This is a genomic window from Spirillospora sp. NPDC052242, assembly GCF_040679555.1.
Lineage (GTDB): Bacteria > Actinomycetota > Actinomycetes > Streptosporangiales > Streptosporangiaceae > Spirillospora.
Genome location: NZ_JBFAUZ010000001.1, coordinates 339,047 through 363,648 on the forward strand (window position 1 = coordinate 339,047; position 24,602 = coordinate 363,648).

Sequence of the window (24,602 nt, forward strand, 5' to 3'; positions counted from 1 at the left end):
GCCGGCCCGCGGCGGCCCGGCGCGCCGTTGACCGCCGGGCCACCGGACGGCCGCACGTGCGAGCGGACGGCGGGTCCGCGGGCCCTACGTGGCCGTGAAGCCGTCGCAGCCGATGTAGTAGGCGTCGCCGTTCGGGTGGACGTGCAGCCAGACGATCGTCCAGGTGCCCTCGATCAGCGGGTACGCCCCGCCCAAACCGGCCCACTCGAAGTCCGTGGGGTAGGTCAGGTAGACCCAGTCGCTCCCGGTGAGGAGCCGGGGCTTGCTCCGCGCGGCGCCGCTCACCGCGTTGCCGATCTGCGCCCCGCGCGGGACGCGCACCTCGGCCGCGACGTAGTAGCCGGGCGGCGTCTCCCACTTGTGCCGCATGCCGAACTCGACGGTCTTCCCGCTGTGCGGCGTCCGGGGCGCGGAGATCTGCATCTGCCGCTGCAGCTCCGAGTTCTCGGGACGCAGCGCCGGAAGGCAGGTGTGGTCCGTCTCGGAGAAGTTCAACGACTGGTAGTCGTTCGTGGGCTGCTTGAGCAGGAGTTCGTCCGGCGGGCGGCCGTCCGGTCCGGGCGTCCTCCCGCCCGCCGGGCCGCTCGGCCCGGTGGAGGCGGTGCCCGTCCCCTGCCCGCTCCCGGTGCCCGCCGCGGCGCCGGACGCCTGCCCCGACGCCTGCCCGGCGCCGTTCGTCCGGCCCGCCGGGTTCTCGGAGTCGAGGAGGACGCGGGCGCCGAGGGCCGCGCCCAGGACGACCGCGACCGTCGCGGCGCCCGCCGCGATGACGGCGGCGCGCGAGCGCAGGCCGGGCCGGCCGCGCAGCGTCGCCGTGCGCTCTGGCGGGACGAGGCCGGTCGCGACCGCGTCCGCGACGTCGGACGGGACCGGCGCGGGGTCGCCGACGATGCGCCGGTAGTCGGGGTCGTCGGCGAGCGTCCCGTAGGGCGCCGTCCGGTGGAGCAGTTCGTCGAGGGTGGCGCGGTCGGCGGGATCCTTGCGCGCGCACCGCTCGACGAGCTCGGCGACGCGCGGGTCCGCGCCGTCGAGGTCGATCTCGCCGCCGAGGGTGCGGTGGATGATCGCCTCCATGCGGCCGCCGCCGAACGGCGGGCGTCCGGTGGCGGCGTAGGCGACGGTCCCGGCGAGCGAGAACACGTCGGAGGCGGGCAGCGGCTCCTGCTCGCGGACGACCTCGGGCGCGACGTATCCGGGGGTGCCGTTCCACGCGCCGGTCCGGGTGATCTGCGTCTGGTCCTCGCCGCGCGCGATGCCGAAGTCGATGAGACGCGGGCCGTCCGGGGCGAGGATCACGTTGCCGGGCTTGAGGTCGCGGTGCTGGACGCCCTGCCGGTGGATCTCCAGGAGCCCGTGCGCGAGGGCGGCGAGCAGCCGCAGGCACGTGTCGGGCGGCAGCGGCCCGTGCTGCGCCACGGCCTGCCGCAGCGTCGGGCCCGGGACGTACTCGGTCGCGAGCCAGTACGGCGGCGCGTCCAGCCCGGCGCCGACCATCTGGGCGGCGAACCGGCTCCGGACGCGCTCGACGGTCGCGACCTCGCGGCGGAAGCGGGCGAGGGCCTCGGGCCCGTCGAAGCCCTCGCGGATCACCTTGAGGGCGACGTGCCGTCCGCCGTCGGTGAGTCCCAGGTACACCTGGCCCATGCCGCCCGCGCCGATGCGGGCGAGCAGGGGGTATCCGCCGATCGCGGCGGGGTCCTCGGGTCGCAGCGGCTCCACGGTCAGCGCCCGTTCCGTCGTGTGCGCATACCGGACATGATCGCATCGCTCGCGCCCACATGCTCTCGGAACGGACGGACGTCAGCGGGCCTTGCGGGCGACGTGCAGGGCCCAGCCGATGAGCGGCGCCTGGAAGGGCAGGCGGCCGTAGGCGGCGGCGCGCAGCGGCAGCGCCCGGTGCCGCCAGTCGCGGGCCATCTTGATGTTGGCGGGGTACACCGCCAGCATCAGCCCGGCGGTGGCGAGCGCCCCGGCGCGGCGGGTGCGCGGGTGCGCGACCGCGGCGGCGCAGGCCAGCTCGGCGACGCCGCTGAGGTAGGTCCAGGTGCGCGGGCCGCCGGGCAGCCGCTCGGGGACGAGCGCGTCGAACGGCTTGGGGGCGACCATGTGCAGCGTGCCCATGGTGGCCATCGCGGTGGCGAGGTGGCGGTGCGCCCGGGACGAGTCCGTCATGCGGGCAGTCTGCCATGTGCGACACCCGGTCCAATAGTGGTGTTCGCCACGCGGCCGGAACGGGCCGCGCGGCGGTGCGCGGGCCCTCGCTCAGGGCATGCGGCGGATCTCGTCGATGATGGCGGGCATCGCGGCGTTGGTGCCGCCGAACCAGTCGAGGAGGAAGGCGATCTGCTCGTCCGTGCAGCCGGCGAGCCGCTCGCGGAACTGCCGGGTGATCGGCTCGAAGTACCGTCCGACGCGCTCGACGGCGCCGGGGACCAGCTCGACGATCACGCGGCGCCGGTCGTCGGGGTCGCGGGTGCGGCGGACGTGCCCGGACTTCTCCAGCCGGTCGATGACGGCGGTGATGGCGCCGCCCGTCGTGATGCCCATCAGCTTCGCGAGGCCGCCGGGCGTCTGCGGGCCGTCGAGGGCGAGCGCGTTCACGCACTGCGCGTCCGTGACGTTCATCCCCGACTTGGTCGCCGTCGCGTGGTGCAGCAGGACGGTGTACATGGTGGTGCGCTGGAGTTCCGCCGCGAGCTCCGCCGCCCGCCCCGCCACCGGTGCCGCCGCGGGCTCCGGCGCCGGTCCGCCCGCCGCCCGCCCGCGCTCGGGGGTCGCCACGACCCACCTCCGTCTTCTCGAATGTGGAGCGTTCGGAGAGTTTAGCGGGCGGCGCCGACGCGGCGAGGCCGCACGGTCACAGGCGGTTCGAGGGCCGGTGCGGCCATGGTGGCGAGCAGGCGCAGCCGGTCGGCCGACGCCGTTCCCGGGGCGGCGGTGCAGACCACCACGTGCACGTCGGCGTCCGGGACGGTCAGCACGTCGCAGTCGAGGCGGAGTTCGCCGACGTCCGGGTGGTGGATCGTCTTGCTGTCCGTGACGTGCGCGCCCACGCCGTGCCCGTCCCAGAGGGCGGCGAAGCGGGGGCTGCGGGCCCGCAGGTCGGCGATCAGCCGGCGGAGGCGGGCGTCCCCGGGGAAGCGCCCCGTGGCGGCCCGCAGGTCGGCGACCAGGGCGGACTCGAAACGCTCGGTCTGTTCCGGGGTGTGGCTCACCGGGGTGGGCGCTCCGGTGAAGTGCCGCCACGGCACGTTCCGGTCGCGCTCGTCCGCGCCGGGCCGGTCGTCCGGACGGTCCCCGGTGAGCGCGGCGAACAGGGGGTTCGCGGCCACGAGCGTCCAGGCGGCGTCGTAGACGCCGACCGCGGAGCCGTCCAGCCGGTCCAGCAGCCGCAGCACGCCCGGCGTGAGGTGCGCCGAGACCCGGTCCGGGGCGGGCGCGAGCCGCCCGGCCAGCAGGAACAGGTGGCGGCGCTCCTCCGCCGACAGGCGCAGGGCCCGCGCCAGGGCGAGGAGGATCTGCGCCGACGGGGAGGCGGCGCGGCCCTGCTCCAGGCGGACGACGTAGTCGACCGACATCCCGGCCAGCCGGGCGAGTTCCTCGCGGCGCAGCCCGGCGACCCGGCGGGAGCGGTCCACGGGGAGCCCCGCGGCGGCGGGGTCGGCCCGGCGCCGCCACGTGCGCAGCGCGACGCCGAGTTCGTTCTCCCCGGCCCCGCCGCCTCGCACGCTCACGGCGTCCACTCTAGGTCGGGCGCGCCGGGGCCCGCGGCCCGCGGGTGGTACCGCCGTTCCCAGGAAGAGGCGGGCACTGCCCTGTTCATGCCGCGGCGCCGAGGATCGGGCCATGAGCATCGCATTGATCACCGGAGCCAACCGGGGGCTGGGCTTCGAGACCGCGCGCCGTCTCGTGGCGGCCGGGCACACCGTGTTCGCCGGTGCCCGGGACGCCCGGCGCGGCGAGGACGCGGCCCGCGCGCTCGGCGCCCGCCCGGTGCGCCTGGACGTGACCGACGCGGATTCGGTGCGCCGCGCCGCCGAGCAGGTCCGCGACGAGGCCGGACGCCTCGACGTCCTCGTCAACAACGCGGGCATCATCGGCGCGCGCAAGCCCGTCGCCGGCACCACCGCGGACGACATGCTGGCCTGCTACGACACGAACGTCTTCGGCGTCGTGCGGGTGATGCGGGCGTTCCTGCCGCTGCTGGAGCGCAGCGCGGCGCCGGTCGTGGTCAACGTCGGCAGCGCGCTGGGCTCGCTGGCGGCGGCCGCCGATCCGGCGGCCCGCGCCGCGCACGTGCCCACCTGGGTTCCCGCGCTGGACTACGCCTCGGCGAAGGCGGCGCTGAACATGGTCACCGCGCAGTACGCCCACGCCTACCCGGGGATCCGCGTCAACGCGGTCGATCCCGGCCACACCGCGACCGACTTCAACGACCACCAGGGCCCGCAGACGGTCGAGGAGGGCGCCGAGATCATCGTGCGCATGGCCTCGATCGGCGCGGACGGCCCCACCGGCGGCTTCTTCGCGGCCGCCGGTCCGGTGCCCTGGTGATCCTTCCGACCCGGTAGAGGAGTTCGATATGCCTGGAAAGCGCGATATGCCTGGAAAGCGCGATATGCCTGGAAAGCGCACGGTCGAGTTCGTCTTCGACATCGCCTGCGTCAACTCGTACCTGATGTTCACGCGGTACTCGCGGGCCGTCGAGCGGTTCCGCGCGGGCGGGGGCGAGGTGGAGACGACGCTGCTGCCGTACCGGTTCCAGCCGGACATGGACCCGGCGGGCGAGCCGCTGGTGGAGACGCACCGCCGCCTCCTCGGCGAGGAGGAGGCCCGCACGGTGCAGGCGACCACGGACTTCGGCGCCGCCGAGGGGCTGCGGGTCGACTTCACGCGGGTCGTGTCCACGAACACGTTCGAGGCGCACCGCCGCATCGCCTGGGCCGTCGAGCAGGGCCGCGGCGAGGCCATGACCGAGCGGCTGTTCCGCGCCTACTTCACCGACGGCGTCAACGTGGCCGATCCGGACGTGCTGGACCGGCTGGCCCGGGAGGCGGGCGTGACGGAGGGGACGACCGGCCCCGACGACCTGCACCGGGAGCTCGAACGCGTGCGGGGGCTCGGCTTCGTCCGCGCGGCCGTGCCCGCGTTCCGCTTCGACGGCGACCGGGTGCTCGGCGGCGGCGGGCAGAGCGAGGACGAGCTCCTCGCCGCGCTCGCGGGCTGAGGCGCGGGCGGCCGGCCGGGCGAGCCCGGCCGTCCGGCCGGTGTGTGGGTCAGGTCATGGTCGCGGGCGCCGGAACCAGTATCCGGGCGCCCCTATCATGGTTTTTGTTAGGCCCGCTAACCGTGGGTCCAGGCATGGCCCCGAACCTTACAAAGGCTCGGGGCCGACCCATGGCGGGCCCGCTCCGCGTCAGCGGGCCTCCTCCGCGACCTGCTTCGCCCAGCGGTAGTCCGCCTTCCCCGCGGGCGAGCGCTTCATCTCCTTCACGAACGCGTACGTGCGCGGCACCTTGTAGCCCGACAGCTCGCGGCGGCAGTGCGCGTCCAGATCTTCGGCGGCCGGGGCGTCCCCGGACGGCTGGATCACGGCCGCGACGCGGTTGCCCCAGCGCTCGTCCGGAATGCCCGTGACGACCGCGTCGTACACCGCCGGGTGGCCCTTGAGGACGGCCTCGACCTCCTCCGGGAACACCTTCTCGCCGCCGGTGTTGATGGCCTGCGACCCGCGCCCGAACACGGCGATGGAGCCGTCCTCCTCGACCGTCGCCATGTCCCCGGTGAGCAGCCAGCGGCGGCCGTCCACGACGGGGAACGTCCTCGCGGTCTTCTCCGGGTCGTTGTAGTAGCCGTGCGCGATGTACCCGCTGCGCGCGACCTGCCCGATGACGCCCGACCCGGGACGGACGGGGCGGAGCGCGTCGTCGAGGACGGTCACGTTCTCCACGTCCGGCGCGAACCGGAGCCCCTTCTCCGGGGACGACCCCGCCACCGCCTCGGCCGTCGAGCCCGATTCGGTCGACCCGAAACGGTCGAGGATCATGCTGTTCGGCAGCAGTTCCGCGATCCGGTCCCGGACGGTCCCGGTGAGGATCGCCCCCGTCGAGACGAACGCGAACAGGGACGACGTGTCGTACCCGCCGCGGGCGAGCTCGTCCGCCATCGGGATCGCCATCGCGTCCCCGGTGACGGTCAGGGAGTTGACCTTCTCGCGCTCGATCGTCCGCCACACCTCGGCCGCGTCGAACTTGCGCGTGTAGACGAGCGTCGCGCCCATGAACCACGCGATCCACGTGGCCATCTGCGCGGCGCCGTGCATGAGCGGCGCGATCGGCATCATCACCATCGGGCCGCCGTTGCGGGCCATCTCCACGACGTCCTCGGGCCGCTCGGGGCGCGGGAACGTCGGGTTCCAGAACGCGAACAGCATCTGCTCGGTGGACCACATGACGCCCTTGGGCATCCCCGTGGTGCCGCCCGTGTAGACGATGTAGGTGTCGTCGGGCGAGCGCGGCGCGAACCCGCGCCCGCCGTCGGCGTCCCGCAGCGCGTCCTCGTACCGGACGGCGCCCTCGATCGACGGCGCCCCGCCCACGGCCACGAGGTGCCGCAGCTTCGGGACCTCGGGGACGACGGCCGCGACCCGCTCCTCGAACTCCACGTCGTACAGCAGCGCGACGCTGTCGGAGTCCTGGTAGATGTAGCGGAGCTCGCCCTCGACGTACCGGTAGTTGACGTTGATCGGCACGGCGCGGATCTTCAGCGCGGCCAGCAGCGCCGCCGCGTACTCGACGCCGTTGTAGAGCTGGACGGCGACGTGCTGCCCGGGCCCGACCCCGGCCGCCGCCAGGTGGTGCGCGAGCCGGTTGGCGTGCTCGTCCAGCTCGGCGTAGGTGAGCCGCCGGTCGCCGCACACCAGCGCGGTCCGGTCCCCGATCGCGTCCGCGACTCCCTCGAACAGGTCAGCGTGGTTGTACTCCATCGGACACCCTCCGAAGGGGGGTTGAGGTGGGGGGAGATGGAACGTTCACGTCACGGCTTCTCGCTGCCGACGATCCACATCGCGTAGAACTGGGCGCCGCCGCCGTAGGCGTGCCCGAGGGCGCGCTTGGCGCCCTCCACCTGGTGCTCGCCGGCCCGGCCGCTGACCTGCATCGCCGCCTCGGCGAAGCGGATCATCCCGGACGCGCCGATCGGGTTGGACGACAGCACGCCGCCCGACGGGTTCCACGGGATGTCGCCGTCGAAGGCCGTCGCGCCCGACTCGGTGACCTTCCAGCCCTCGCCGTCGCCGCAGAACCCGAGGTTCTCCAGCCACATCGGCTCGTACCAGGAGAACGGGACGTACACCTCGGCGCAGTCGAGCTCGCGGCGCGGGTCGGCGATCCCGGCCTGCGCGTACACGTCGGCGGCGCAGTCCTTGCCGGCCTGCGGGCTGACGTTGTCGCGGCCCGAGAACGTCATCGGCTCCGAGCGGAACGACGCCGCCTGCACCCACGCGGGCTTGCCCGGCGCCTTCTTCGCTGCCTTCTCGGACGCGAGCACCATCGCGCACGCGCCGTCCGACGACGGGCACGTGTCGAGGTAGCGGATCGGCTCCCACAGCATCGGCGTCGACTCGACCATCTCGCGGGAGATGCCGGGGATCTTCAGGTGCGCGTACGGGTTGCGCAGCGCGTTCTCCCGGTCCTTGACGGCGACGAGGTGCCCGATGTGCTCGGGCGCGCCCGACCGGCGGATGTACGCGCGGATGTGCGGGGCGAAGTAGCCGCCCGCGCCCACCACCAGCGACGTCGTGAACGGCGAGTTCACCGTCAGCGCCCACGTCGCGTTCGACTCCGACTGCTTCTCCCACGCCAGCGTGAGCACCCGGTCGTGGACGCCGCTGCGGACGAGGTTCGCCGCGACGATCGCGGTGGACCCGCCGACCGACCCGGCCGTGTGCACCCGGATCAGCGGCTTGCCCGCGGCGCCCAGCGCGTCCGCGAGGAACACCTCCGGCATCACGACGCCCTCGAACAGGTCGGGGGCCTTGCCGACGACGATCGCGTCGATGTCCCGCCAGGTCAGCCCCGCGTCGTCGAGCGCCCGCCGGGCCGCCTCGCGCAGCAGCCCCGCCATCGACACGTCCAGGCGCTTGGTCTTGTACTGCGTCTGCCCGACGCCGATGACCGCACAGGAGTTGGCCATTACTTCTCTCCCGACATCACGCACACGAGGTTCTGCTGCAGGCAGGGACCGGACGACGCGTGCCCGAGCGTCCGCGCCGCCGTCCCGTCGTGGATGCGGGCCGCGGCCTCGCCGATCCGGATGAGGCCCGCCGCCATCAGCGGGTTCGCCGCGAGGGCCCCGCCGGACGGGTTGACGGTGACGTCGTCGCCGAGCCCGAGGGCCTCGCGCAGGATCAGCTCCTCGTGGCTGAACTGGGCGTACAGCTCCGCGACCTCGACGCCCGCCGCGCCGGCCTTCTCCCCGGCGATCCGCGTCGACTCCGAACGGGTCAGGTCGCGGGCGCCCGGCGAGTGCGGCTCGACGCGGTGGTCGAACCCGGTGATCCACGCGGGCCGCTCGCACAGCTCGCGCGCCCTGTCCCCGGCCGCGAGGACGATCGCCGCGGCGCCGTCCGTCAGCGGTGCGACGTCGTGCTCGCGCAGCGGTGCGACGTCGTAGCCCGCGCCGTCCGCGGGGTCGGGCAGGTCGAGGGCGAACGGGTTGCCGCGTCCGGCCGCACGGGACCGCGCGGCCACCGCGCGCAGGTCGTCCTCCTTGGCGCCCGACCTCTCCATGTACGCGCGGGCCTGCATGGCGGCGAGCGACACGTGGTCGACGCCGAGCGGCGCCAGGTAGTACGGGTCGTGCTGCTGCGTGAAGATCGCGCGGATGTCGTTCTGCGTCGACTTGCCGAACCCGTACACCAGGGCCGTGTCGATCTCGCCGATCTGGAGCTTCACCCACGCCTCGTACAGCGCCCAGGCGGCGTCCATCTCGACGTGGCTCTCGGAGATCGGCGGCCACGCGCCGACCGTGTCCAGCGCCGACACGAACGCGAACGGCGCGCCCTGCAGGTAGTCGCAGGAGCCCGAGCAGGTGAACCCGAACCGCGTCAGCCCGGTCCGCTCCTTGATCTCGCCGATCACCGGGGCGAGGATCTCGGTCTCCAGCAGCCCCTGGTCCGCGCCGCTGTGCTCGCTCTGCGTGAAGGCGACGACGGCTACTTCTCGCATCAGAGGTAGTCCTTGATCTCGTCGAAGGGGACGTCCGGCTCGTCGAGGGGCGCGAACCACTTGATGTTGTTCACGCTCGCGTCCCACTCCTCGCGGGGCCGCCACTCGGCCTTGACGCGCATGCCCATCCGGACCTGGTCGGCCGGGATGCCCGCGACCAGCGTCAGCATCGGGACGCCCGCGCCGTCCAGCAGGACGTAACCGGACACGAACGGCACCTCGGGCGCCCGCGGGTCGGGGATGTTGTTGACCGCGTACGTGGTCAGCGTGCCGACGTCCGGCAGCTCGACCTCCTCGGTCATCGGCACGCCGTCGCGCGGGCACGTCTCCTTCATCGGGACGATGACCGCCTCGCACACCGGGCACCGGTTGCCGAGGATCCGGCCCTGCGACATCCCCTCCAGGTAGCGGCGCAGCGCCCGCCCGCCGCTCAGCCGGAACTCCAGCCTCGCCTGCGGGTTGATCATCGTGACCTCGGGCAGGAAGCACTCGATGTCGCCGATCGTGCCGGTGCGCTCCGCCCGCCACTTCGGCCGCACCCGCATCCCCGACTTCAGGAACTTCGGCGGCTCCGCGCCCGCGTCGAACACGCCGACGTCCAGCGCGTGGACGAGCGCGGTGTCGGCGCCGTCCGGGCGGATCAGCGCCCACGCGAACGGACGGTCGAACGGGTGCTCCTTCGCCGGGTGCGCCACCCACGACCAGGTGGTCACGGTGCCGACCGGGCCGACCTCGACGAACTCGTCCGTGACGTCGTCGCCGGTGTCGGGGTCGTACTCGGTCGGCGGCACGAGCACGCGGCCCCCGCTCGTCCGGACCCCGACCAGCCGGCCGTCCCGCAGCTCGCTCAGGAAGCGGCCGATGACCGGGCCGACCGAGCGGGTGTAGCCGCCGGGGAACTCGACGACGTGGTTCACGTCAGATGGCACTCTCACGGTCCTTCCAGTACGGGTCCCTGAGCTTGCGCTTGAGCAGCTTGCCGTTCGGCTCGCGCGGCATCGTCTCGATGAAGTCGATCGTCTTCGGCCACTTCATCTTCGCGAGCCGGCCCTCCAGGGACGCGAGGATCTCGGCCGCGAGGTCCGGGCCCGGTTCGACGCCCTCGGCGGGCTCGACGACCGCCTTGATCTGCTCGCCCCACTCGTCGTCGGGAATGCCGAACACGGCGACGTCCGCGACCTTGGGGTGCAGGGTGATCTCGTTCTCGATCTCGGCGGGGTAGATGTTCGCGCCGCCCGAGATGATCATGTCGGACTTGCGGTCGGACAGGAACAGGAAGCCGTCCTCGGTGAGGTAGCCGATGTCCCCGACGGTGAAGAAGTCCTTGAGCCGGTCCTTCTCCGTCTTCTCCCGGTCGCCCTTGTACTCGAAGTCCGCACCGGCCATCTTCATGTAGATCGTGCCGTGCGTCCTCGCCGGGACGGGTTCGCCGTCGTCGTCCACGATGAGCAGTTCGCTGATCGGCCACGCGTTCCCGACGGTCCCGGGGTGCGCCCGCCAGTCCTCGGGGCTCGCGATCGTCCCGCCGCCCTCGGTCGCCGCGTAGTACTCCCAGATGCAGTCGCCCCACCAGTCGAGCATCTGCTTCTTGATCGGCACCGGGCACGGCGCGGCCGCGTGGATCGCCCACTTCATCGACGACACGTCGTACCGGTTCCGGACGTCCTCGGGGAGGGCCAGCAGCCGCTTGAAGTGCGTCGGCACCATGTGGGTGTTCGTGACGCGGTGCTCCTGGATCATCCGCAGGCAGTCCTCGGCGTCCCACTTGTCGGTGTAGACGAGCGTGTGCCCCATCTGCAGCGCGGTGCCGCCGAACTGGGTGACGGCCGTGTGGTAGTTCGGCGACGTGATCAGGTGCGCCTGCGGCTCGCCGCCCGCCGGGCTCCCCGGCGGGATGCCGAACAGGCCCAGCAGGAACGTCATCAGCTCCGCGCTGTCGTCCGGGTCGATCCCCATCAGCGCGCGCTTCACGCCCTTGGGCCGTCCGGTCGTCCCGGACGTGTAGTGCATCGTCGCGCCGTTGCTGCGATCGTCCGGCAGGGTGTCCGGCTGCCCGTCGACGAGCTCCTCGTACGACCGGAACCCCTCGACCTCACCGAACGCGAACCGCCGGTGCGCCTCGATGGCCTCGCCCGCGCGCGCGCCTTCCTGCGCGTACCGCTCGTGGACGAAGAACGCCTTCGCCTCGCTGTCCTCGACGATGTAACCGATCTCCGGGCCCGTCAGGTGCCAGTTGATCGGCGTGTAGTACCAGCCTGCCTGCAGCGCCGCGAGGTAGAGCACCAGCCCCTCGACGCCGTTCGGGACGAGCCCGCAGATCCCGTCGCCCGTCTTCAGGCCGAGTCCGCGCAGTCCGTGGACGAGCCGGTTCGAGCGCGCGAGCAGGTCGCCCGCGGTGTACCGCGTCCCGTCCGGGTCGACGGCGGCCACCCATTCGGGATCGGCCTGCGCCAACCGCCAAAAGCCCAACGCTCCCATCGGGTCTCCCTCCGTGAGCACGGGTGAGCGCCGTCACACTCCGGCGCCCGACCGCCAAAGTAGATCACGTTCTCGTTTTGCAGAGCAAGACCTACCGGCCGGGGAAGACTCTTACTAGAATCTGTTCTCGTTTCTTAGCCTGCAGGAGGGACCGCCGTGGAACGGCTGCCGATCAGCACCGAGCACTGCACCGTCGAGCGCGACGGTCACGTCGTCATCGTCACGATGAACCGCCCGGAGGCCCGCAACGCCTTCAGCTCAGAGATGCTGGTGGGGCTCGCGGAGGCCTGGCAGTACATGTCCGATACCCCCGAAGTCCGGGTCGGGATCCTCACCGGCGCCGAGGGGACGTTCTGCGCGGGCGCCGACCTGAAGGCGATGGGGCGGCAGCCGGACGACCCCGAGATCCGCGAGCGGATGGCCCGGATCGAGAACTTCCACTGGAAGGGCCTGCTGCGCGAGGGGCGCCCCACGAAGCCGCTCATCTGCGCCATCGAGGGCTGGGCCGTCGCCGGCGGCACCGAACTCCTCGCGGGCACCGACCTGCGCGTCGTCGCCGAGAGCGCGACCCTCGGCCTGTACGAGGCCAAGCGCGGCCTCTTCCCGATGGGCGGCTGCGCGATCCGCCTCCCCCGCCAGATCGGCTACGCGAACGCGATGGACATCCTGCTGACCGCCCGCTCGGTCACCCCGCAGGAGGCCCTCGCGATGGGCCTCATCAACAAGATCGTCCCGGACGGCACCGCCCTCGCCGCCGCCCGCGAGCTCGCCGACCAGGTCGCCGCCTGCGGCCCCCTCGCCGTCCAGGCCATCCTGCGCACCTACCGCGAGACCGAGCACCTCGCGGAGGAGGAGGCCCTCAAGATCTCCGACGAGATCGGCTGGCCCGTCATCGGCTCCGAGGACGCCAAGGAGGGCTCCCTGGCCTTCAAGGAGAAGCGCGACCCCGTCTACAAGGGCAAGTGACGGGCTACTCGAACACGATCGCGCCGATCGCGGCCGCCGCCAGGCCCCGCGCCTCCCGGACGGCCCGCTCGTCCGGGAGGCCGGCGTCGAGCGACACCGTGACCAGCACGTTCGCCTTCCGCGCCACGATCCGGACGGCCCCGCCCCCGCGGCCGACGACGCACGCCTCGTCCCCCACCCCGGCGACGCGGGCCGAGCAGCCCGCCACGCGGGACGCGAAGGATTCACGGGCGTGCTCGGAGGCACCGCCGTCCGGTCCGCGCCACCGCCTCTCCAGAGCCAGGCTCACGCTCAGCACCGTCCCGCCACCGGCCGACCACACGCACTCGCGGTGCTCGTGGACTCCCGCAACGGCAGGCGCGCGGTCGTCCAGGTCCTCCGCCAGGCGATCCCTTTCGCGTCCACCGTGGTCCGCGCCCACGGGGCCCGTCCGGGGCCCCACCAGCATGATCACGCAGGCGGCGTAGAAGATCAGCGTCACGATGACGGGCCCCAGGACCGCCCACTGCCGACGCGGGCGCAGAACGAGCGATTCCGTGTCATCGGACGGGATCACGGGCCGAGGCTAACGAACGGCGCATATCCGTCGCCCGGTCGTCCGGATCTCCCGGAGCGGGGACGCCGGAGGACGGCCCGAGGTTCACCCGCGAGCGCCGCTGTCCGCTGGCGGACAGGCCATTGACCAGCGAGAACGCGCGGCAGCATGATTTCTCGCCTCAACGAGGGGGATTTCATGACACGCACCTTCGCCGCCACCTGCGCGGCCGCCGCACTCGTCCTCGCCGCCTGTGGCTCGGTGCCCGCCGAGCCGCAGGCGAAGGCCGCGGCGACCGCATCCCCCGCGACGTCCGCGGCGACCACGCCCGCCGCGACCGCCCCCGCCGAGACCACCCCGGCGGTCGAGAAGCGCACGGTCACGAAGACCCGCTCGATCCCGTTCACGACCAGGAAGGTGAACGACCCGTCCCTCGACGAGGGCACCACGCGCGTGAAGCGGCGCGGCGTCAAGGGCGTCATGACCTACACCTACGAGGTCACGTACGCGGGCGGCGAACCGACCGGCAAGAAGCTGCTCGGCAAGAAGGTCACGAGGAAGCCCGTCGCGCAGGTCGTCGCGATCGGCACCAGGTCGGAGCCGCGGTGCGACGAGAACTACGGCGGCGCCTGCGTGCCCGTCGCGTCCGACGTCGACTGCGCGGGCGGCAGCGGCAACGGCCCCGCCTACGTCAGCGGCCCCGTCCGCGTGGTCGGCGACGACGTCTACGACCTGGACCGCGACGGTGACGGCACCGCCTGCGACGCCTGAGGCCGGATGCGAAGGAGGACTTGAGCCTCCGCCGCCGCGAGTCATCAAGCGGGGCCGTCCGCAGGTAGGGACGAGGCGGCAGCCGGGCCTGCCGCCCCGCGGGAACGCCACGTGGCGCGCCCGCCCGGCGCAGGCTCAGGCGTGTGACCCAGGACCTCGGCCAGAACGTCACCGGGCTCAGGGCTCTCGGACGAAACTCGCGCATTCCGAACAGTCGTCGAGATAGCGATGCCGGCACTCGGCGGTGTGCCGGAGAAAGGTGATCGCCTGCCACTTCCGGACGATCTCCTCTTCGAGGGCCGCGATCTTCGCCCGCACGACCGGCTGAGCCGCCGACTTCTCCGGCGCCATGGCGGCGATCACCTCGGGCAGCGAGAGCCCGACGCGCCGCAGCTTCAGCACCGTGCGCGCCTGTTCCACGGCGCGGTCGTCGTAGACGCGGTGGCCGTTGCCATCGCGCCCCACGGTGAGCGCCCCGACGTCTTCCCAGTGCCGCAGCACGTGGGCTTCGATCCCGAGTCCTGCGGCCACTTCACCGATCGTCCGCATCACACGCGCTCTTGCCTTCATGTCGACCTGAACCCTTAACGTCCCGATCATGCCCGACACCACCGAACCGATGGGCTCCCGCGACCGTCCGTCGATCCTCGTCACCGGCGCGACCGGCAACCTCGGCCGGGAGGTCGTCGACCGTCTCGTGGAGCGAGGCGCGCGCGTCCGATGCCTTGTGCGGGCTCGGCCCGCACCACGGCCCGGGGTCGACTGGGCGGCCGGCGACCTCACGGACCCCGGTGATGTGCGGGCGGCGCTCGCCGGCGTGGACGCCGTCTTCCTGATCTGGCCCCTGCTCGATGCCGCTCCGGCCCGCGAGGTCGTGAGGGAGCTGGCCGCGGCGGCGCCCCGCGTCGTCTACCTCTCCTCGACCGCCGTCGACGACGGCGCCTCTCGGCAGAGCGATCCCATCGTTCAGGTGCACGCCGATATGGAGGTCTTGCTGCACGCCGCCGGTCTGCGCCCCATCGTGCTGCGCAGCGACACGCTGGCGTCCAACGTGCGCGGCTGGACGGCGCAGCTGCGCCGGGGCGACGAGGTGTCGGGCCCGGACATCGCGCGGACGGCCGTGGTCGACGAGCGAGACGTCGCCGATGCCGCCGTGGCCGTCCTCCTCGCGCCGCACGACCGGCTCGGCCACGGACCGTACCTGCTCACAGGGCCCGAAGCCCTCACTCGCGCCGACCAGGCGGCCCGGCTCGGCGCCGCCCTCCGGCGACCCGTGCGTTTCCGCGCCCTCCCACCGGAGTCCGCCCGATCCCGCATGCTCGCGGACGGTCGACCGGAGCCGCTCGTGGAAGCACTGATCACCGCATCGGTGCGGCGACCGGAGTCGACCCGCATCACCGATCACGTCGAGCGGCTCACCGGCCGACCGGCCGGCACCTTCGCCGCGTGGGCCGCCGACCACGCGGCCGAGTTCGGCTGACGCGAGCCCGGCGAGGAGGTTCCCCGCGCCGCTTCAGCGCTTGCGGCGGGCGATCGGGAAGCGGTCGAGGTCGCCGCCCACGGTGATGCGGCCCCGGTAGCCCGCCTTCCGCGCGCTGCGGCGGGCGGCGGCCTGCCACGCCGCGTCGGACAGCACCGATGGGTCGGCGGGCGAGATGTGGCTGACCACGATCCGCCTGGCGCCCGACTCGACGCCGATCGCACCCAGGTCCCCGACCTCGGTGTGGACGGCGCCGATGTGCTCGACGACCGCGGGCGGGTAGCCGATCCGGGCGACCGCGTCCCGGTGGAACGCCTCGTGGACGAGGACGTCGGCGTCCGCGGCGAGGCGCGGGATGTTGGGGGTGCGCGCGGTGTCGCCCGAGAAGACGACCGCGCCGTCGTCCGTCTCGATCCGGTAGGCCAGCGCGGGGAACACCGGGCCGTGCGGGACGAGGATCGCCGTCGCCTTCAGGTCGTCGTTCTCCATCACCGCGAACGGCTCCATCTCCGGCGCCGGGTCGTCGGCGCTCGCCCCGGACGACGCGGGCGACCGGACCTCGTGGACGCGCGTGTAGTCGGCGGGGTCGTTGCCCATGTGCTCGGCGATGAACCCGTTGGTGGAGTAGGCGAACGCCTCGTTCGACAGCCGGAGCAGTCCCGCGATGCCCGGGACCGGGTCGTCCGCGTCCACCCAGTCCATTCCGGGCGGCGGGCCGGGCGGCAGTTTCCCGGCCGAGCCGGGCCCGTACACGTCGATCGGGCGCTGGAACCCCTGCGGCCCGACGACCCCGGCGCTGAGCAGCGGGAACGAGAACAGGTCCACGGTGTGGTCGGCGTGCAGGTGGGTCACGAAGATCCCGGCGAGGGACGGCATCGACAGCCCCGCGCGCATGAACTGCGTGACCGCGCCCCGTCCGGCGTCGATCACGTAGGTGCGGCCGTTGACGACGAGCGCCGACGCGATGCCGGTCCGGGCCGCGAGCGGCGGCGGTCCGGCGGCGGTGCCGAGCAGGACGAGCTCGGTACCGCGGTGCCCGGGCCGCCGCCCGCCGGGCGCGGCCTGCGCGGCGGAGGGGGCGAGCCCCGCGAGGGCCGCCGCGCCGCCGCCGAGGACGGCGGCCCGCAGCACCGCGCGCCGTCCCGTCCGGACACCGGAGGACGCGTTATCGGGCGCGGGCGGGTGGGACGCACAGGTGCACACGGGTTCGACCTTTCGCCGGGGTGGGATCACCAACAATGCAGAGGCCGTGGTGGGGGCACCAGACCTTCGGTGATCGCTATCCCGGATCCCCGCCATCGCCGCTGCGAATACCTCCGCGGGCGGGCTGGCGGGGGCGGCGGGACGTCGGCGATGCTGGTCGGATGGACGCGCGCCTGCTGGACACCGCCCTCGAGACCGTCGAGGCGATACTCGCCATCGTGCAGGCCGCACCTCAGGACCTGACCTGGCAGGAGCGGTACGCGAGCGAGGACGAACTCGTCTCCGACCTGCGCGACCACGCCGACCGGCTCCGCCGCGGCGACGCCGCCCGGCTGCCCGACCTCCGCCGCCTCCTCCTCCCGACGGCCCCGCTGTGCGAGATCGCGATGAGCAGCGGCTGGGCGGAGACCTACCTGGCGCTGGCGAACCGCCTCGACGCGGCGGCGGCCTGATCAGGGGCGCAGCCGCGCCCACACCCATTTGCCGCCGTTCGGGTCCTTGGTGACGCCGCAGTGCGACGCGAGGGTCTGGACGATCGACAGCCCGCGGCCCCCGCCGTCCTCGAAGCCCCCGCCGCACGCGTCCAGGTCGTCCAGAGTCAACTCGACGACCGGTTCCGGCCGCCGCGGCACCTCGGGACTCGAATCCCAGACCGCGATGACGACGCCGCCGACGTCCCGGCTGAGCTGGAAGCGGATCTCCTCGTGCGGCGTCTGCCGCGCGGCATTGGTGACGAGTTCGGAGACGATCAGAAGCGCATCGTCCGAAATGTGAAAACAACCCCATTTCTGCAACCGAGCGCCCGCAAGCGTCCGCGCAAGCCCCACGGCCGTCGGCGTCCCCAAAAGAGGAATGATCAAGTCCCCCGTCGCAGTGATCGACATCGCCCCGCCCTTGCCTCGATTTTCGATTTCCACGGCAAGACTCGCTGAGGCGACTTAGAGTTGCCTTGTAGTCACGCACATCGAAAACAGGGAGAAACGATGCCCATCGTCCGCGACCCCCTCGACCCCAAGATCTCCATGTGGCACTTCCTGGCGTTCATGATGCGGTTCTGGCGCGAGAAGATGGGCCTGTCGCTCACCCAGTGCGGCGAGCTCATCGGTGCCGCACGGTCGACTGTTTCCAACCTGGAGGCGGGAAGGAGACGCCCGCACGACGACCAAATGAGGATCCTGGACGAACGCTACGGCACGGGCGTCCTCTTCCAAGTTCTGCTCTGGTTCGCCCGAATGGCCCACGATCCCGACTGGGGTCGCCAGATCGATCGATACGAAGAAGAAGCGATATCGATCAAGACGTACCACGGCCAGGTCGTCCCCCTCGCCCTCCAGACGGACGACTACACATGGGCCTACGTGAAAGCGAGCAAGTTCAAGGACCTCGATGCCATCATGGCGCTGCGGATCGCCAAGAAAAAGGCATACTGGGAGAAAGGTGACTCCCTTCTTACCTGGACCGTGATCGACGAAAGCGTTTTGGCGCGTCCGGTCGGAGGCGCCGAGGTAATGAAGAAGCAACTCGAGCATCTGCTCGAACTGGCCTCGCTTCAACACGTCAGCGTGCGCGTGGTCCCCTTCGCCTCGGGTGAGTACATGGGAGTCGATGGCGCGATGCAGATCATCGGTCTCGAAGATCGCGATGTCGCCTACTCGGCCGCACAGAACGGCGGCCGCTTGATCGAATCGCCGCGCGAAGTCCGCGATCTGTCCGTTATGTTCGATCGCATCGGCGTGAACGCGGCTTCCGAGGAAGCCTCACGCGAGATCATCAAGCAATACCTGGAGCGACTCACATGATCGTGCGGTGGCGCAAGAGCTCTTACACGGGCGGAGCGAACGACAACCAGTGCGTTGAGCTGGGACGACTTGCGCAGGGCATCGGCGTGCGCGACTCCAAGAACCCCGCCGGCGGGCACCTCGACCTCACCGCGGCCCAGTTCTCGGGCATCCTGGACGCGATCAAGCGGCTTCCTGAGAAGCGGGCCTGAGGTGCGTGAGGTGCCGGCGGCGGGTGCCGTCGGCACCTCACGCGGTCGGCACGAAACGGGATCAGTGGGCGGCGCCGAGTTCGATGAAGAGGACTCCGGCGGCGATGAGGACGATGCCCAGGCCCATGACCCTCGTGAGGGCCTCCTTGAACAGGACGCGTGACGCGATGGCGGTGAGGGCGACGCCGGAGGCGGCCCAGATGCCGTAGGCGACGCCGATGCCCAGGCCGTCGTGCAGGGCGAGCGTGAGGAAGGCGAACGCGGCCAGGTAGCCGGCGGCCACGAGCGCGAACCAGGCCCTCCGTCCGCCGGGCTGGGAGGCCATCCGCAGCGAGAGCGTGGCCGTGACTTCGGTGAGGATCGCCCCCGCCAGGTACAGCCAGGTCACGCGTGCTCCCGGTCGTGGGCGCGCTGGGAGCCCATCTCCACGCACAGCACCCCGGCGATCACCAGGGCGATGCCGACGCCCATGGTGACGGTGAGCGCGTCGTCGAAGAGCACGGCGGCGAGGACGGCGGTGAGCACGACTCCGGCGGCGGCCCACACCCCGTACGCCACGCCGACGCCCAGCCCGGCGCGCAGCGCGAAGCTGAGGCCGACGAACGCGCCGACATAGCCGACGGCCACCAGCGCGTACCAGGCGGGCCGGTCCACGGCGGCGCGCAGGGCCAGCGTGGCGGTCACCTCCAGGAGGATCGCCGCCAGGAGGGGTGCCCACTTGTTCAACGGACGTCTCTTCTTTCCGGACGGACGGGTGGTCGGTGCGGCCGCCGGGCACTTTACCTTCCGGGAGGTCGGGGACGCTTGCGGCATCGCCGTCAGCGGCGGGTGCGCAGGTGGATGCGTTCGCCCTGCTTGCCGAAGAGGCTGAGCACCTCGACGCCGCCGCGGCCCGCGGCGCCGAACCAGTGCGGGATGCGGCAGTCGAACTCGGCGGCCTCGCCGGGGCCCATGACGAAGTCTTGGTCGCCGAGCGTGACGCGGAGCCGTCCGCGGAGGACGTACAGCCATTCGCGGCCCGCGTGGGTCCGCAGGTGGGGCTGCTCGTCGTGCGCCGGGATGGTCATCTTGTAGGCGCGCGGCTCGCCCTGCTGCCGCGACAGCGGGATCAGCACCCGCCCGTCCTTCCGGGTGGGGCGCTGCGGGACGCGCGGGTCGAGGATGCGGGGCGCGGCGACGATCTCGTCGAGGGGGATCCCGAGCGCGGCGGTGATCGGCAGGAGGAGTTCGAGGCTCGGCTTGCGCTGTCCCGATTCCAGGCGGGACAGCGTGCTGGTGGAGATGCCGGTGGTCCGGGCGAGGGCGGACAGGCTGAGGCCCTTCTTCTCCCGGGCGCGCCGCAGCCGGGGCGCGATCTGCTCGATGACGGCGTCGACGGTCGGTTGGTCGTGCATGGCGGCAGTCAATCCGATGTGTCCCGGTTTCGGCAAAATTCTTTGCCGAAACCGATCGGTTCTCCCGAGTCTGTCGGCGGAGGTGATCCGGATGGACACGACGATGACGAACACGGAGCCGTCCGCCGCCACGGGACGGTCGCGGCTGCCCGCGGGCGTGTACCTGCTGGGGTTCAGCCTGTTCGCGATGGGCACCGCGGAGTTCCTGCTGGCCGGTGTGCTCCCGGCGGTCGCGGCGGACCTGGACGTGACGCTCTCCTCGGCGGGGCTCCTCATCACCGCGTTCGCGCTCGGGGTGGTGGTGGGCGGGCCGCCGTTCGCCGTGCTCAGCCTGCGCTGGCCGAGACGGACCGCGCTGGTGGCGACGCAGACCGTCTTCGCCGCGAGCGTCGCCGCCGGGCTGCTCGGCGACTACCCGGTCCTGCTGGCGAGCAGGTTCGTGTCGGGCGTCGCCTACGCGGGGTTCTTCGCGGTGGCGGCGGTGACCGCGATCGGCCTGGTGACGCCGGACCGCAACGCCCGCGCGTCCGGCGTCGTGGTGAGCGGCCTCAGCGTCGCGATGGTCGTCGGCGGCCCGGCGGGCACGCTGCTCGGCCACTTCACCACGTGGCGTGCCGGTTTCTGGGTGGTCGTCGCCCTGACGGCGGCCGGGACGGTCGGCTGCCTGCTCGGGCTGCCCGCCGACCGGACCGGCGCCGGACGGACGTCCCGGCCGAGCGCGGCCCGCGAGATCGGCGCGATGCGGCGGCCCGCGCTCTGGGGCGTCTACGCGGTCACGATCCTGACCACCGCCGCGTACATGATCACGTTCAACTACCTGGCGGCCGTGCTCGCGGACGTCACCGGCGTCCCCGAGTCGTGGATCCCTGCGGTCCTCGCGCTGTTCGGGGTCGGCGCCTTCGCGGGGCTGTCGGTCGGCGGGCGGGTGGCCGACCGGCGCCCGCACGCCGCGCTCCTCGCCGGGACGGCGGCGGTCGCGGGGCTGTCGCTGGTGATCGCCGCGGCGGCGCGGGAGGTCTGGGCGGTCGTGCCCGCGGTGTTCCTGCTCGGGGTCGCCGCGTTCGTGCTGAACCCGGCCCTGTACGCGCGCGTGTTCGCGGTCGCGGCGGACGCCCCGACGCTCGCCGGGGCCGTCACCGTGTCGGCGTTCCAGCTCGGCATCAGCATCACGCCCGTCCTGGCGGCGGCCGCGCTGGCGCGGGGCGCGGGGCTCACGTCCGTGTGCCTGATCGGGGCCGTCCTCGCCACGGCCGCGCTCCCGCTCGTCCTCCTCGACCGGGCTGCCGGTCAGGGGCGCGGCAGGAGGTCGAGGTAGTCGTCGAGGGGGGCCGCGGCGGCGAGCATCGCGCGGCTGCGGGTGCGGAGGCGGGCGCGCCATTCGGCGAGGACGTCCTCGAGGTCGGTGGTGTCGCCCGCGGCGCGGAGCCGGTCGACGAACAGCTCGATGCGGCGCAGCGGGTAGCCGCCGCGGCGGAGCTGGCGGGCGGCGTGCGCGTCGCGCACCACGTCCGGCGGGTAGCGGCGGCGGCCGGTGACGGGGTCGCGGCGGGGTCGCAGGATGCCCGCCGCCTCCCACTTGCGCAGCGACGCGGGGTGCATGCCGAGCTGGTGGGCCAGCTCGCCGATGGACAGCTCCGCGCGCCGGTCGGCGGGCGGCGCGGCGGTCAGGTCGCCGAGCGCGACGGCGACCTGGTCGAGGACGTCCCGTTCGTGCAGCAGGTCGGCGTGCGCGCGGTCGATCAGCCGGAAGAGCGCCTCGTCGTCGCCGCGTCCGGCGGCCCGCAGGATCTCGGCGGCGGTCGCGTGCCCGTAGCCGGCGCGGAGGGCGAGGAAGGCGCGCAGGGCCTGGGCGTGGACGGCGGTGTACCGCCGGTACCCGCTGGCGCTGCGCTCGGCCGGGGGCAGGATGCCGTCCTCCTCGTAGTTGCGGACGGCCTGCGCGGAGAGTCCGTGCTCGCGGGCGAGGTCGACGGGTCGCAGAGCTTTCATGTCCTCGTTTTGAAGGTTGGGCCGCTGGTCGGGGGAGGTTTCCGCGAAAAGTTTCAATGGAGGTTTCAACGTTACAGTTAAGTGCGACCGTTCGGCCACGCCCGCGAAAGGGGCTTTTCGTGTCTGTCCGCGACATCGGTCTGCACTTCGGCGACGACCCCGCCGAGCTGGGTTCCGCACTCGATCGCCTGCTGGACGGCTTCCGCCCGGCGCCCGTGCTCCTCGGGCTGGGCGAGCCCGCCCACGACATGGAAGAGTTCCCGCGGCTGCGCAACGAGGTGCTGCGGCACCTGGTGGAGCACCACGGCTACCGGTCCATCGCCGTCGAGAGCGACCATCTCGCCGGGGCGGCCGTCGACGACCACGTCACCACCGGAGCCGGCGATCTGGACGACGTCCTGGCCGCGGGCTTCACACACGAGTTCGGGACGCTGCCGGGCAACCGGGAACTGCTCGAATGGCTGCGGGAGCACAACGCGGGGGTGGAGCCCGCGGAGCGGGTCCGGTTCTACGGGTTCGACGGCCCGTTCGAGATCACCGGCGCGCCGAGCCCCCGCGCCTCGCTGACGGCCGCGCACGCCTACCTGGCCGAGCATCTGCCGCGCGTCCCGTACGACGCCGGGGACCTCGACGCCCTGCTCGGCGACGACGCCGCGTGGACCCATCCCGAGGTGATGATGGACCCCGCGCACTCGATCGGCGACACCGACGAGGCGCGGCGGCTGCGGCTGCTCGCCGACGACGTCCTCTCCGTCTACGAGTTCGAGGCCCCGTCCCTCATCGGGGCGACCTCGGACGTCGCTTACTTCCGCGCGCACGCGCACGCCCGCACGGCCAGGAGCGTCCTGCGCTACCACGCGGCCCTGGCGTCCACGTCGCCTTCCCGGTTCCCGACCCTGCTCGGGCTGCGGGACGCCCTGATGGCCGAGCACCTGCGCGCCATCGTCGCGGCGGAGGAGCGGCGCGGCCCGTGCCTGGTGTTCGCGCACAACGCCCACCTGCAGCGGGCCCGCTCCCACATGCCCTGGTGGGGCGTGAGCGAGGGCCTGCACTGGTGGAGCGCGGGCGCGCTGACCGCGGCGTCCGACCTGGGCGGACGGTACCGGCTCATCGCGTCCGAGTACGGCGGCGACGGCGACGCGGACGACAGCCTGCAGGGCCTGCTGGCGCGGGCCGTCCCCGGCCGGGCGTTCTTCCCGGCGGCCCCGCTCGCCGACGCGCTCGCGGACGCCCGGGGACTGCGCGTCCCGTCCCGTCCGGGGAACATCCCGCTGGAGCCCGCGGAACTGCGGGGCGCGGACGCGGTCGCGTTCGTCCGCGTCGCGGGCTGACGGTCACCCGTCCAGGTGCCGCCAGCCGGCCTCGACCGAGCGGCGGCACCGGGCGGGCTCGTCCCCCGCCCCGGCGAGCAGCGCGGACAGCATGGGGACGCCGTGTGCGAGCGTCTCGCGCGGCAGCGGGCCCCCGGCGACGAGGGACACGAGCCCGTGCGCGACGGCCCAGCACTGGATCGCGAGGTCGAGCGGGACGACGTCCGGGTGCAGGCGGCCCGCGTCCACGGCGCGGCGGACGGCCTGGACGAGGTGTTCGAGGGTGTCGTCGGCGGCGCGCAGGTCCTCGAGTTCGACGCTCGCGTCGAACATGACCCGGTACAGGTCGGGGTGGTCGAGGGCGTTGGCGGCGTAGGCGGCGATCAGGGTCGCCAGGTCCCGCACCGGATCGTCGGACGCCGGGACCTCGGAGAACCCGGCCGCCAGCCGGGTGAAGCCCTCCTGGCGGAGGGCGCGCCACATGCCGTCCATGCCGCCGAAGTGCGTGTAGACGGCCATCGTCGACACGCCCGTCCCGGCCACCAGCGAGCGCAGGGTGACGGGCTCGCGGGTGCGGAGCATGTGCGCGGCCCGCTCCAGGAGCAGCGTGCGCACCGCGGGATCCTTCGCCCTCGCCATGCCGCCAGAATACATGGCATTGCAATGCTATGGTTTCGGCGTCGCCCACGAGACCGAGGAGTCAGCATGGCCATCACCCTGGCGAACCCCGAAGGGCTGCCGAAGCCCGACTTCTACCGGCAGGTGTCGGTCGCGACCGGGTCGCGGCTGGTGTTCACCGCGGGCCAGGTCGCCCGCGACGCCGACGGGAACAGGGTCGGCGAGGGCGACCTCGCCGCCCAGGTCGAGCAGTGCTACCTCAACGTCGCCACCGCCCTGGCGGAGGCCGGCGCCACCTTCGACGACGTCGCGAAGCTGACCGTCTACTACCGCGGCGACCTGCCCCCGGAGATGATGTCCCGGTTCACCGAGGGCGTCTCCCGGGCGGCCGCGACGCTGGGCATCACCGCGTTCCCCCCGCTCACCGGCATCGGTGTCGCCTCGCTCGCCGAGCCCGACCTCCTCGTCGAAGTCGAGGCCACCGCCGTCCTCGACTGAACCCCGGGCGGGGCCTTCGGGCGGGGGTGGGGCGGCCGCCCCCGCCCCCCCCCCCCCCCCCCCGCGCGCGGTGGAGCCAACCGGGTTCGCGGATGGGGGGGACCAACACCCCCCGGCAACCCAGCAAAAAACGGAAAACGGGG

The 24,602-nt window shown here is 72.9% G+C and carries 29 protein-coding genes; 11 read left to right on the forward strand and 18 right to left on the reverse strand.

Annotation, left to right across the window (positions count from 1 at the left end):
• Positions 1-84: 84 nt before the first annotated feature.
• From AB0L25_RS01730 to AB0L25_RS01745, 4 genes are all read right to left on the reverse strand, one after another.
• Complete coding sequence (locus AB0L25_RS01730; RefSeq protein WP_500167543.1) at positions 85-1,719, reverse strand: serine/threonine-protein kinase; 1,635 nt, start codon at positions 1,717-1,719, stop codon at positions 85-87.
• An 81-nt stretch (positions 1,720-1,800) separates the two neighbouring features.
• A complete protein-coding gene (locus tag AB0L25_RS01735; protein WP_500167545.1) occupies positions 1,801-2,172 on the reverse strand; it encodes a DoxX family protein in 372 nt (123 codons plus the stop codon).
• A 90-nt stretch (positions 2,173-2,262) separates the two neighbouring features.
• Positions 2,263-2,781 carry a MarR family winged helix-turn-helix transcriptional regulator gene (locus tag AB0L25_RS01740; RefSeq protein WP_500167547.1) on the reverse strand — a complete coding sequence of 173 codons (519 nt, stop codon included), beginning with the start codon at positions 2,779-2,781 and terminating at the stop codon, positions 2,263-2,265.
• A 41-nt stretch (positions 2,782-2,822) separates the two neighbouring features.
• Complete coding sequence (locus AB0L25_RS01745; RefSeq protein WP_500167549.1) at positions 2,823-3,734, reverse strand: MmyB family transcriptional regulator; 912 nt, start codon at positions 3,732-3,734, stop codon at positions 2,823-2,825.
• Between the two features lie 112 nt (positions 3,735-3,846).
• Between AB0L25_RS01745 and AB0L25_RS01750 the strand changes: the two genes are divergently transcribed.
• Positions 3,847-4,554: an SDR family NAD(P)-dependent oxidoreductase gene (locus tag AB0L25_RS01750; RefSeq protein ID WP_500167551.1), complete on the forward strand. Its 708-nt coding sequence runs from the start codon at positions 3,847-3,849 to the stop codon at positions 4,552-4,554.
• A 64-nt stretch (positions 4,555-4,618) separates the two neighbouring features.
• Entirely contained in the window at positions 4,619-5,227 is a 609-nt protein-coding gene (locus tag AB0L25_RS01755) for a DsbA family oxidoreductase (protein ID WP_500167553.1), read from the forward strand.
• A gap of 189 nt (positions 5,228-5,416) precedes the next feature.
• On the opposite strand, the gene AB0L25_RS01760 is transcribed toward AB0L25_RS01755, so the two are convergent.
• Genes AB0L25_RS01760 through AB0L25_RS01780 form a run of 5 tightly spaced genes read right to left on the reverse strand, consistent with a single transcriptional unit; the run spans position 5,417 to position 11,705 of the window.
• Positions 5,417-6,985 (reverse strand): acyl-CoA synthetase, encoded by a 1,569-nt coding sequence (locus tag AB0L25_RS01760; RefSeq protein WP_500167555.1) that lies wholly within the window; start codon positions 6,983-6,985, stop codon positions 5,417-5,419.
• A 50-nt stretch (positions 6,986-7,035) separates the two neighbouring features.
• A complete protein-coding gene (locus AB0L25_RS01765) occupies positions 7,036-8,193 on the reverse strand; it encodes a thiolase family protein (RefSeq protein WP_500167556.1) in 1,158 nt (385 codons plus the stop codon).
• Entirely contained in the window at positions 8,193-9,227 is a 1,035-nt protein-coding gene (locus AB0L25_RS01770) for a thiolase family protein (RefSeq protein ID WP_500167558.1), read from the reverse strand. Before AB0L25_RS01770 ends, AB0L25_RS01765 begins: the two co-directional genes overlap by 1 nt.
• Entirely contained in the window at positions 9,227-10,156 is a 930-nt protein-coding gene (locus tag AB0L25_RS01775) for a Zn-ribbon domain-containing OB-fold protein (protein WP_500167560.1), read from the reverse strand. Before AB0L25_RS01775 ends, AB0L25_RS01770 begins: the two co-directional genes overlap by 1 nt.
• Positions 10,146-11,705: an acyl-CoA synthetase gene (locus AB0L25_RS01780; protein ID WP_500167562.1), complete on the reverse strand. Its 1,560-nt coding sequence runs from the start codon at positions 11,703-11,705 to the stop codon at positions 10,146-10,148. Before AB0L25_RS01780 ends, AB0L25_RS01775 begins: the two co-directional genes overlap by 11 nt.
• Positions 11,706-11,861: 156 nt before the next feature.
• Between AB0L25_RS01780 and AB0L25_RS01785 the strand changes: the two genes are divergently transcribed.
• Positions 11,862-12,671 carry a crotonase/enoyl-CoA hydratase family protein gene (locus AB0L25_RS01785; RefSeq protein ID WP_500167564.1) on the forward strand — a complete coding sequence of 270 codons (810 nt, stop codon included), beginning with the start codon at positions 11,862-11,864 and terminating at the stop codon, positions 12,669-12,671.
• A 4-nt stretch (positions 12,672-12,675) separates the two neighbouring features.
• On the opposite strand, the gene AB0L25_RS01790 is transcribed toward AB0L25_RS01785, so the two are convergent.
• Positions 12,676-13,227 carry a hypothetical protein gene (locus AB0L25_RS01790; protein ID WP_500167565.1) on the reverse strand — a complete coding sequence of 184 codons (552 nt, stop codon included), beginning with the start codon at positions 13,225-13,227 and terminating at the stop codon, positions 12,676-12,678.
• A gap of 177 nt (positions 13,228-13,404) precedes the next feature.
• Between AB0L25_RS01790 and AB0L25_RS01795 the strand changes: the two genes are divergently transcribed.
• On the forward strand, positions 13,405-13,977 hold the full coding sequence (locus tag AB0L25_RS01795) for a G5 domain-containing protein (RefSeq protein ID WP_500167567.1): 573 nt from the start codon (positions 13,405-13,407) through the stop codon (positions 13,975-13,977).
• Positions 13,978-14,154: 177 nt separating this feature from the next.
• Here the strand turns inward: AB0L25_RS01795 and AB0L25_RS01800 are convergent, their stop codons facing one another.
• Positions 14,155-14,526: a MerR family transcriptional regulator gene (locus AB0L25_RS01800; RefSeq protein WP_500167569.1), complete on the reverse strand. Its 372-nt coding sequence runs from the start codon at positions 14,524-14,526 to the stop codon at positions 14,155-14,157.
• A 49-nt stretch (positions 14,527-14,575) separates the two neighbouring features.
• Here AB0L25_RS01800 and AB0L25_RS01805 point away from each other — a divergent pair, with 49 nt between their 5' ends.
• Positions 14,576-15,457 carry an NAD(P)H-binding protein gene (locus AB0L25_RS01805; protein WP_500167571.1) on the forward strand — a complete coding sequence of 294 codons (882 nt, stop codon included), beginning with the start codon at positions 14,576-14,578 and terminating at the stop codon, positions 15,455-15,457.
• Between the two features lie 33 nt (positions 15,458-15,490).
• On the opposite strand, the gene AB0L25_RS01810 is transcribed toward AB0L25_RS01805, so the two are convergent.
• The gene (locus tag AB0L25_RS01810; protein WP_500167574.1) at positions 15,491-16,660 is read right to left on the reverse strand and encodes an MBL fold metallo-hydrolase; all 1,170 of its coding nucleotides are present in this window, start codon (positions 16,658-16,660) and stop codon (positions 15,491-15,493) included.
• Positions 16,661-16,821: 161 nt separating this feature from the next.
• Between AB0L25_RS01810 and AB0L25_RS01815 the strand changes: the two genes are divergently transcribed.
• Entirely contained in the window at positions 16,822-17,112 is a 291-nt protein-coding gene (locus AB0L25_RS01815; protein ID WP_500167575.1) for a hypothetical protein, read from the forward strand.
• Here AB0L25_RS01815 and AB0L25_RS01820 read toward each other — a convergent pair whose 3' ends face one another.
• Entirely contained in the window at positions 17,113-17,577 is a 465-nt protein-coding gene (locus AB0L25_RS01820) for an ATP-binding protein (protein WP_500167577.1), read from the reverse strand.
• A gap of 66 nt (positions 17,578-17,643) precedes the next feature.
• On the opposite strand from AB0L25_RS01820, the gene AB0L25_RS01825 reads away from it, so the two are divergent.
• A complete protein-coding gene (locus AB0L25_RS01825) occupies positions 17,644-18,459 on the forward strand; it encodes a helix-turn-helix domain-containing protein (protein ID WP_500167579.1) in 816 nt (271 codons plus the stop codon).
• Positions 18,456-18,650 (forward strand): DUF397 domain-containing protein, encoded by a 195-nt coding sequence (locus AB0L25_RS01830; RefSeq protein WP_500167581.1) that lies wholly within the window; start codon positions 18,456-18,458, stop codon positions 18,648-18,650. Before AB0L25_RS01825 ends, AB0L25_RS01830 begins: the two co-directional genes overlap by 4 nt.
• 61 nt (positions 18,651-18,711) lie before the next feature.
• Here AB0L25_RS01830 and AB0L25_RS01835 read toward each other — a convergent pair whose 3' ends face one another.
• The 3 genes from AB0L25_RS01835 to AB0L25_RS01845 form a co-directional block, all read right to left on the reverse strand.
• A complete protein-coding gene (locus AB0L25_RS01835; RefSeq protein ID WP_500167583.1) occupies positions 18,712-19,038 on the reverse strand; it encodes a DMT family transporter in 327 nt (108 codons plus the stop codon).
• Positions 19,035-19,376, reverse strand: a complete 342-nt coding sequence (locus AB0L25_RS01840) for a DMT family transporter (protein WP_500167585.1) — start codon at positions 19,374-19,376, stop codon at positions 19,035-19,037. Before AB0L25_RS01840 ends, AB0L25_RS01835 begins: the two co-directional genes overlap by 4 nt.
• Positions 19,377-19,468: 92 nt before the next feature.
• Entirely contained in the window at positions 19,469-20,044 is a 576-nt protein-coding gene (locus AB0L25_RS01845; RefSeq protein ID WP_500167587.1) for a helix-turn-helix domain-containing protein, read from the reverse strand.
• 91 nt (positions 20,045-20,135) lie between these two features.
• Between AB0L25_RS01845 and AB0L25_RS01850 the strand changes: the two genes are divergently transcribed.
• Entirely contained in the window at positions 20,136-21,359 is a 1,224-nt protein-coding gene (locus AB0L25_RS01850; RefSeq protein ID WP_500167589.1) for an MFS transporter, read from the forward strand.
• Here the strand turns inward: AB0L25_RS01850 and AB0L25_RS01855 are convergent.
• Positions 21,332-22,033 (reverse strand): MerR family transcriptional regulator, encoded by a 702-nt coding sequence (locus AB0L25_RS01855; protein ID WP_500167591.1) that lies wholly within the window; start codon positions 22,031-22,033, stop codon positions 21,332-21,334. The two genes, AB0L25_RS01850 and AB0L25_RS01855, sit on opposite strands and share 28 nt — an antisense overlap.
• 119 nt (positions 22,034-22,152) lie before the next feature.
• Here AB0L25_RS01855 and AB0L25_RS01860 point away from each other — a divergent pair, with 119 nt between their 5' ends.
• Positions 22,153-23,364, forward strand: a complete 1,212-nt coding sequence (locus AB0L25_RS01860; protein ID WP_500167593.1) for an erythromycin esterase family protein — start codon at positions 22,153-22,155, stop codon at positions 23,362-23,364.
• A 3-nt stretch (positions 23,365-23,367) separates the two neighbouring features.
• Here AB0L25_RS01860 and AB0L25_RS01865 read toward each other — a convergent pair whose 3' ends face one another.
• Positions 23,368-23,982, reverse strand: a complete 615-nt coding sequence (locus tag AB0L25_RS01865; RefSeq protein ID WP_500167594.1) for a TetR/AcrR family transcriptional regulator — start codon at positions 23,980-23,982, stop codon at positions 23,368-23,370.
• Between the two features lie 66 nt (positions 23,983-24,048).
• Between AB0L25_RS01865 and AB0L25_RS01870 the strand changes: the two genes are divergently transcribed.
• Positions 24,049-24,459 carry a RidA family protein gene (locus tag AB0L25_RS01870; RefSeq protein ID WP_500167596.1) on the forward strand — a complete coding sequence of 137 codons (411 nt, stop codon included), beginning with the start codon at positions 24,049-24,051 and terminating at the stop codon, positions 24,457-24,459.
• Positions 24,460-24,602 lie beyond the last annotated feature (143 nt).

Excerpts from the sequence above, each read along its gene's own strand:
- AB0L25_RS01735 (WP_500167545.1), bottom strand. The coding sequence starts at position 2,172 with ATGACGGACTCGTCCCGGGCGCACCGCCACCTCGCCACCGCGATGGCC.
- AB0L25_RS01750 (WP_500167551.1), top strand. The coding sequence starts at position 3,847 with ATGAGCATCGCATTGATCACCGGAGCCAACCGGGGGCTGGGCTTCGAG.
- AB0L25_RS01755 (WP_500167553.1), top strand. The coding sequence starts at position 4,619 with ATGCCTGGAAAGCGCACGGTCGAGTTCGTCTTCGACATCGCCTGCGTC.
- AB0L25_RS01760 (WP_500167555.1), bottom strand. The coding sequence starts at position 6,985 with ATGGAGTACAACCACGCTGACCTGTTCGAGGGAGTCGCGGACGCGATC.
- AB0L25_RS01765 (WP_500167556.1), bottom strand. The coding sequence starts at position 8,193 with ATGGCCAACTCCTGTGCGGTCATCGGCGTCGGGCAGACGCAGTACAAG.
- AB0L25_RS01770 (WP_500167558.1), bottom strand. The coding sequence starts at position 9,227 with ATGCGAGAAGTAGCCGTCGTCGCCTTCACGCAGAGCGAGCACAGCGGC.
- AB0L25_RS01780 (WP_500167562.1), bottom strand. The coding sequence starts at position 11,705 with ATGGGAGCGTTGGGCTTTTGGCGGTTGGCGCAGGCCGATCCCGAATGG.
- AB0L25_RS01795 (WP_500167567.1), top strand. The coding sequence starts at position 13,405 with ATGACACGCACCTTCGCCGCCACCTGCGCGGCCGCCGCACTCGTCCTC.
- AB0L25_RS01800 (WP_500167569.1), bottom strand. The coding sequence starts at position 14,526 with ATGCGGACGATCGGTGAAGTGGCCGCAGGACTCGGGATCGAAGCCCAC.
- AB0L25_RS01805 (WP_500167571.1), top strand. The coding sequence starts at position 14,576 with ATGCCCGACACCACCGAACCGATGGGCTCCCGCGACCGTCCGTCGATC.
- AB0L25_RS01815 (WP_500167575.1), top strand. The coding sequence starts at position 16,822 with ATGGACGCGCGCCTGCTGGACACCGCCCTCGAGACCGTCGAGGCGATA.
- AB0L25_RS01825 (WP_500167579.1), top strand. The coding sequence starts at position 17,644 with ATGCCCATCGTCCGCGACCCCCTCGACCCCAAGATCTCCATGTGGCAC.
- AB0L25_RS01830 (WP_500167581.1), top strand. The coding sequence starts at position 18,456 with ATGATCGTGCGGTGGCGCAAGAGCTCTTACACGGGCGGAGCGAACGAC.
- AB0L25_RS01845 (WP_500167587.1), bottom strand. The coding sequence starts at position 20,044 with ATGCACGACCAACCGACCGTCGACGCCGTCATCGAGCAGATCGCGCCC.
- AB0L25_RS01850 (WP_500167589.1), top strand. The coding sequence starts at position 20,136 with ATGGACACGACGATGACGAACACGGAGCCGTCCGCCGCCACGGGACGG.
- AB0L25_RS01855 (WP_500167591.1), bottom strand. The coding sequence starts at position 22,033 with ATGAAAGCTCTGCGACCCGTCGACCTCGCCCGCGAGCACGGACTCTCC.
- AB0L25_RS01865 (WP_500167594.1), bottom strand. The coding sequence starts at position 23,982 with ATGGCGAGGGCGAAGGATCCCGCGGTGCGCACGCTGCTCCTGGAGCGG.
- AB0L25_RS01870 (WP_500167596.1), top strand. The coding sequence starts at position 24,049 with ATGGCCATCACCCTGGCGAACCCCGAAGGGCTGCCGAAGCCCGACTTC.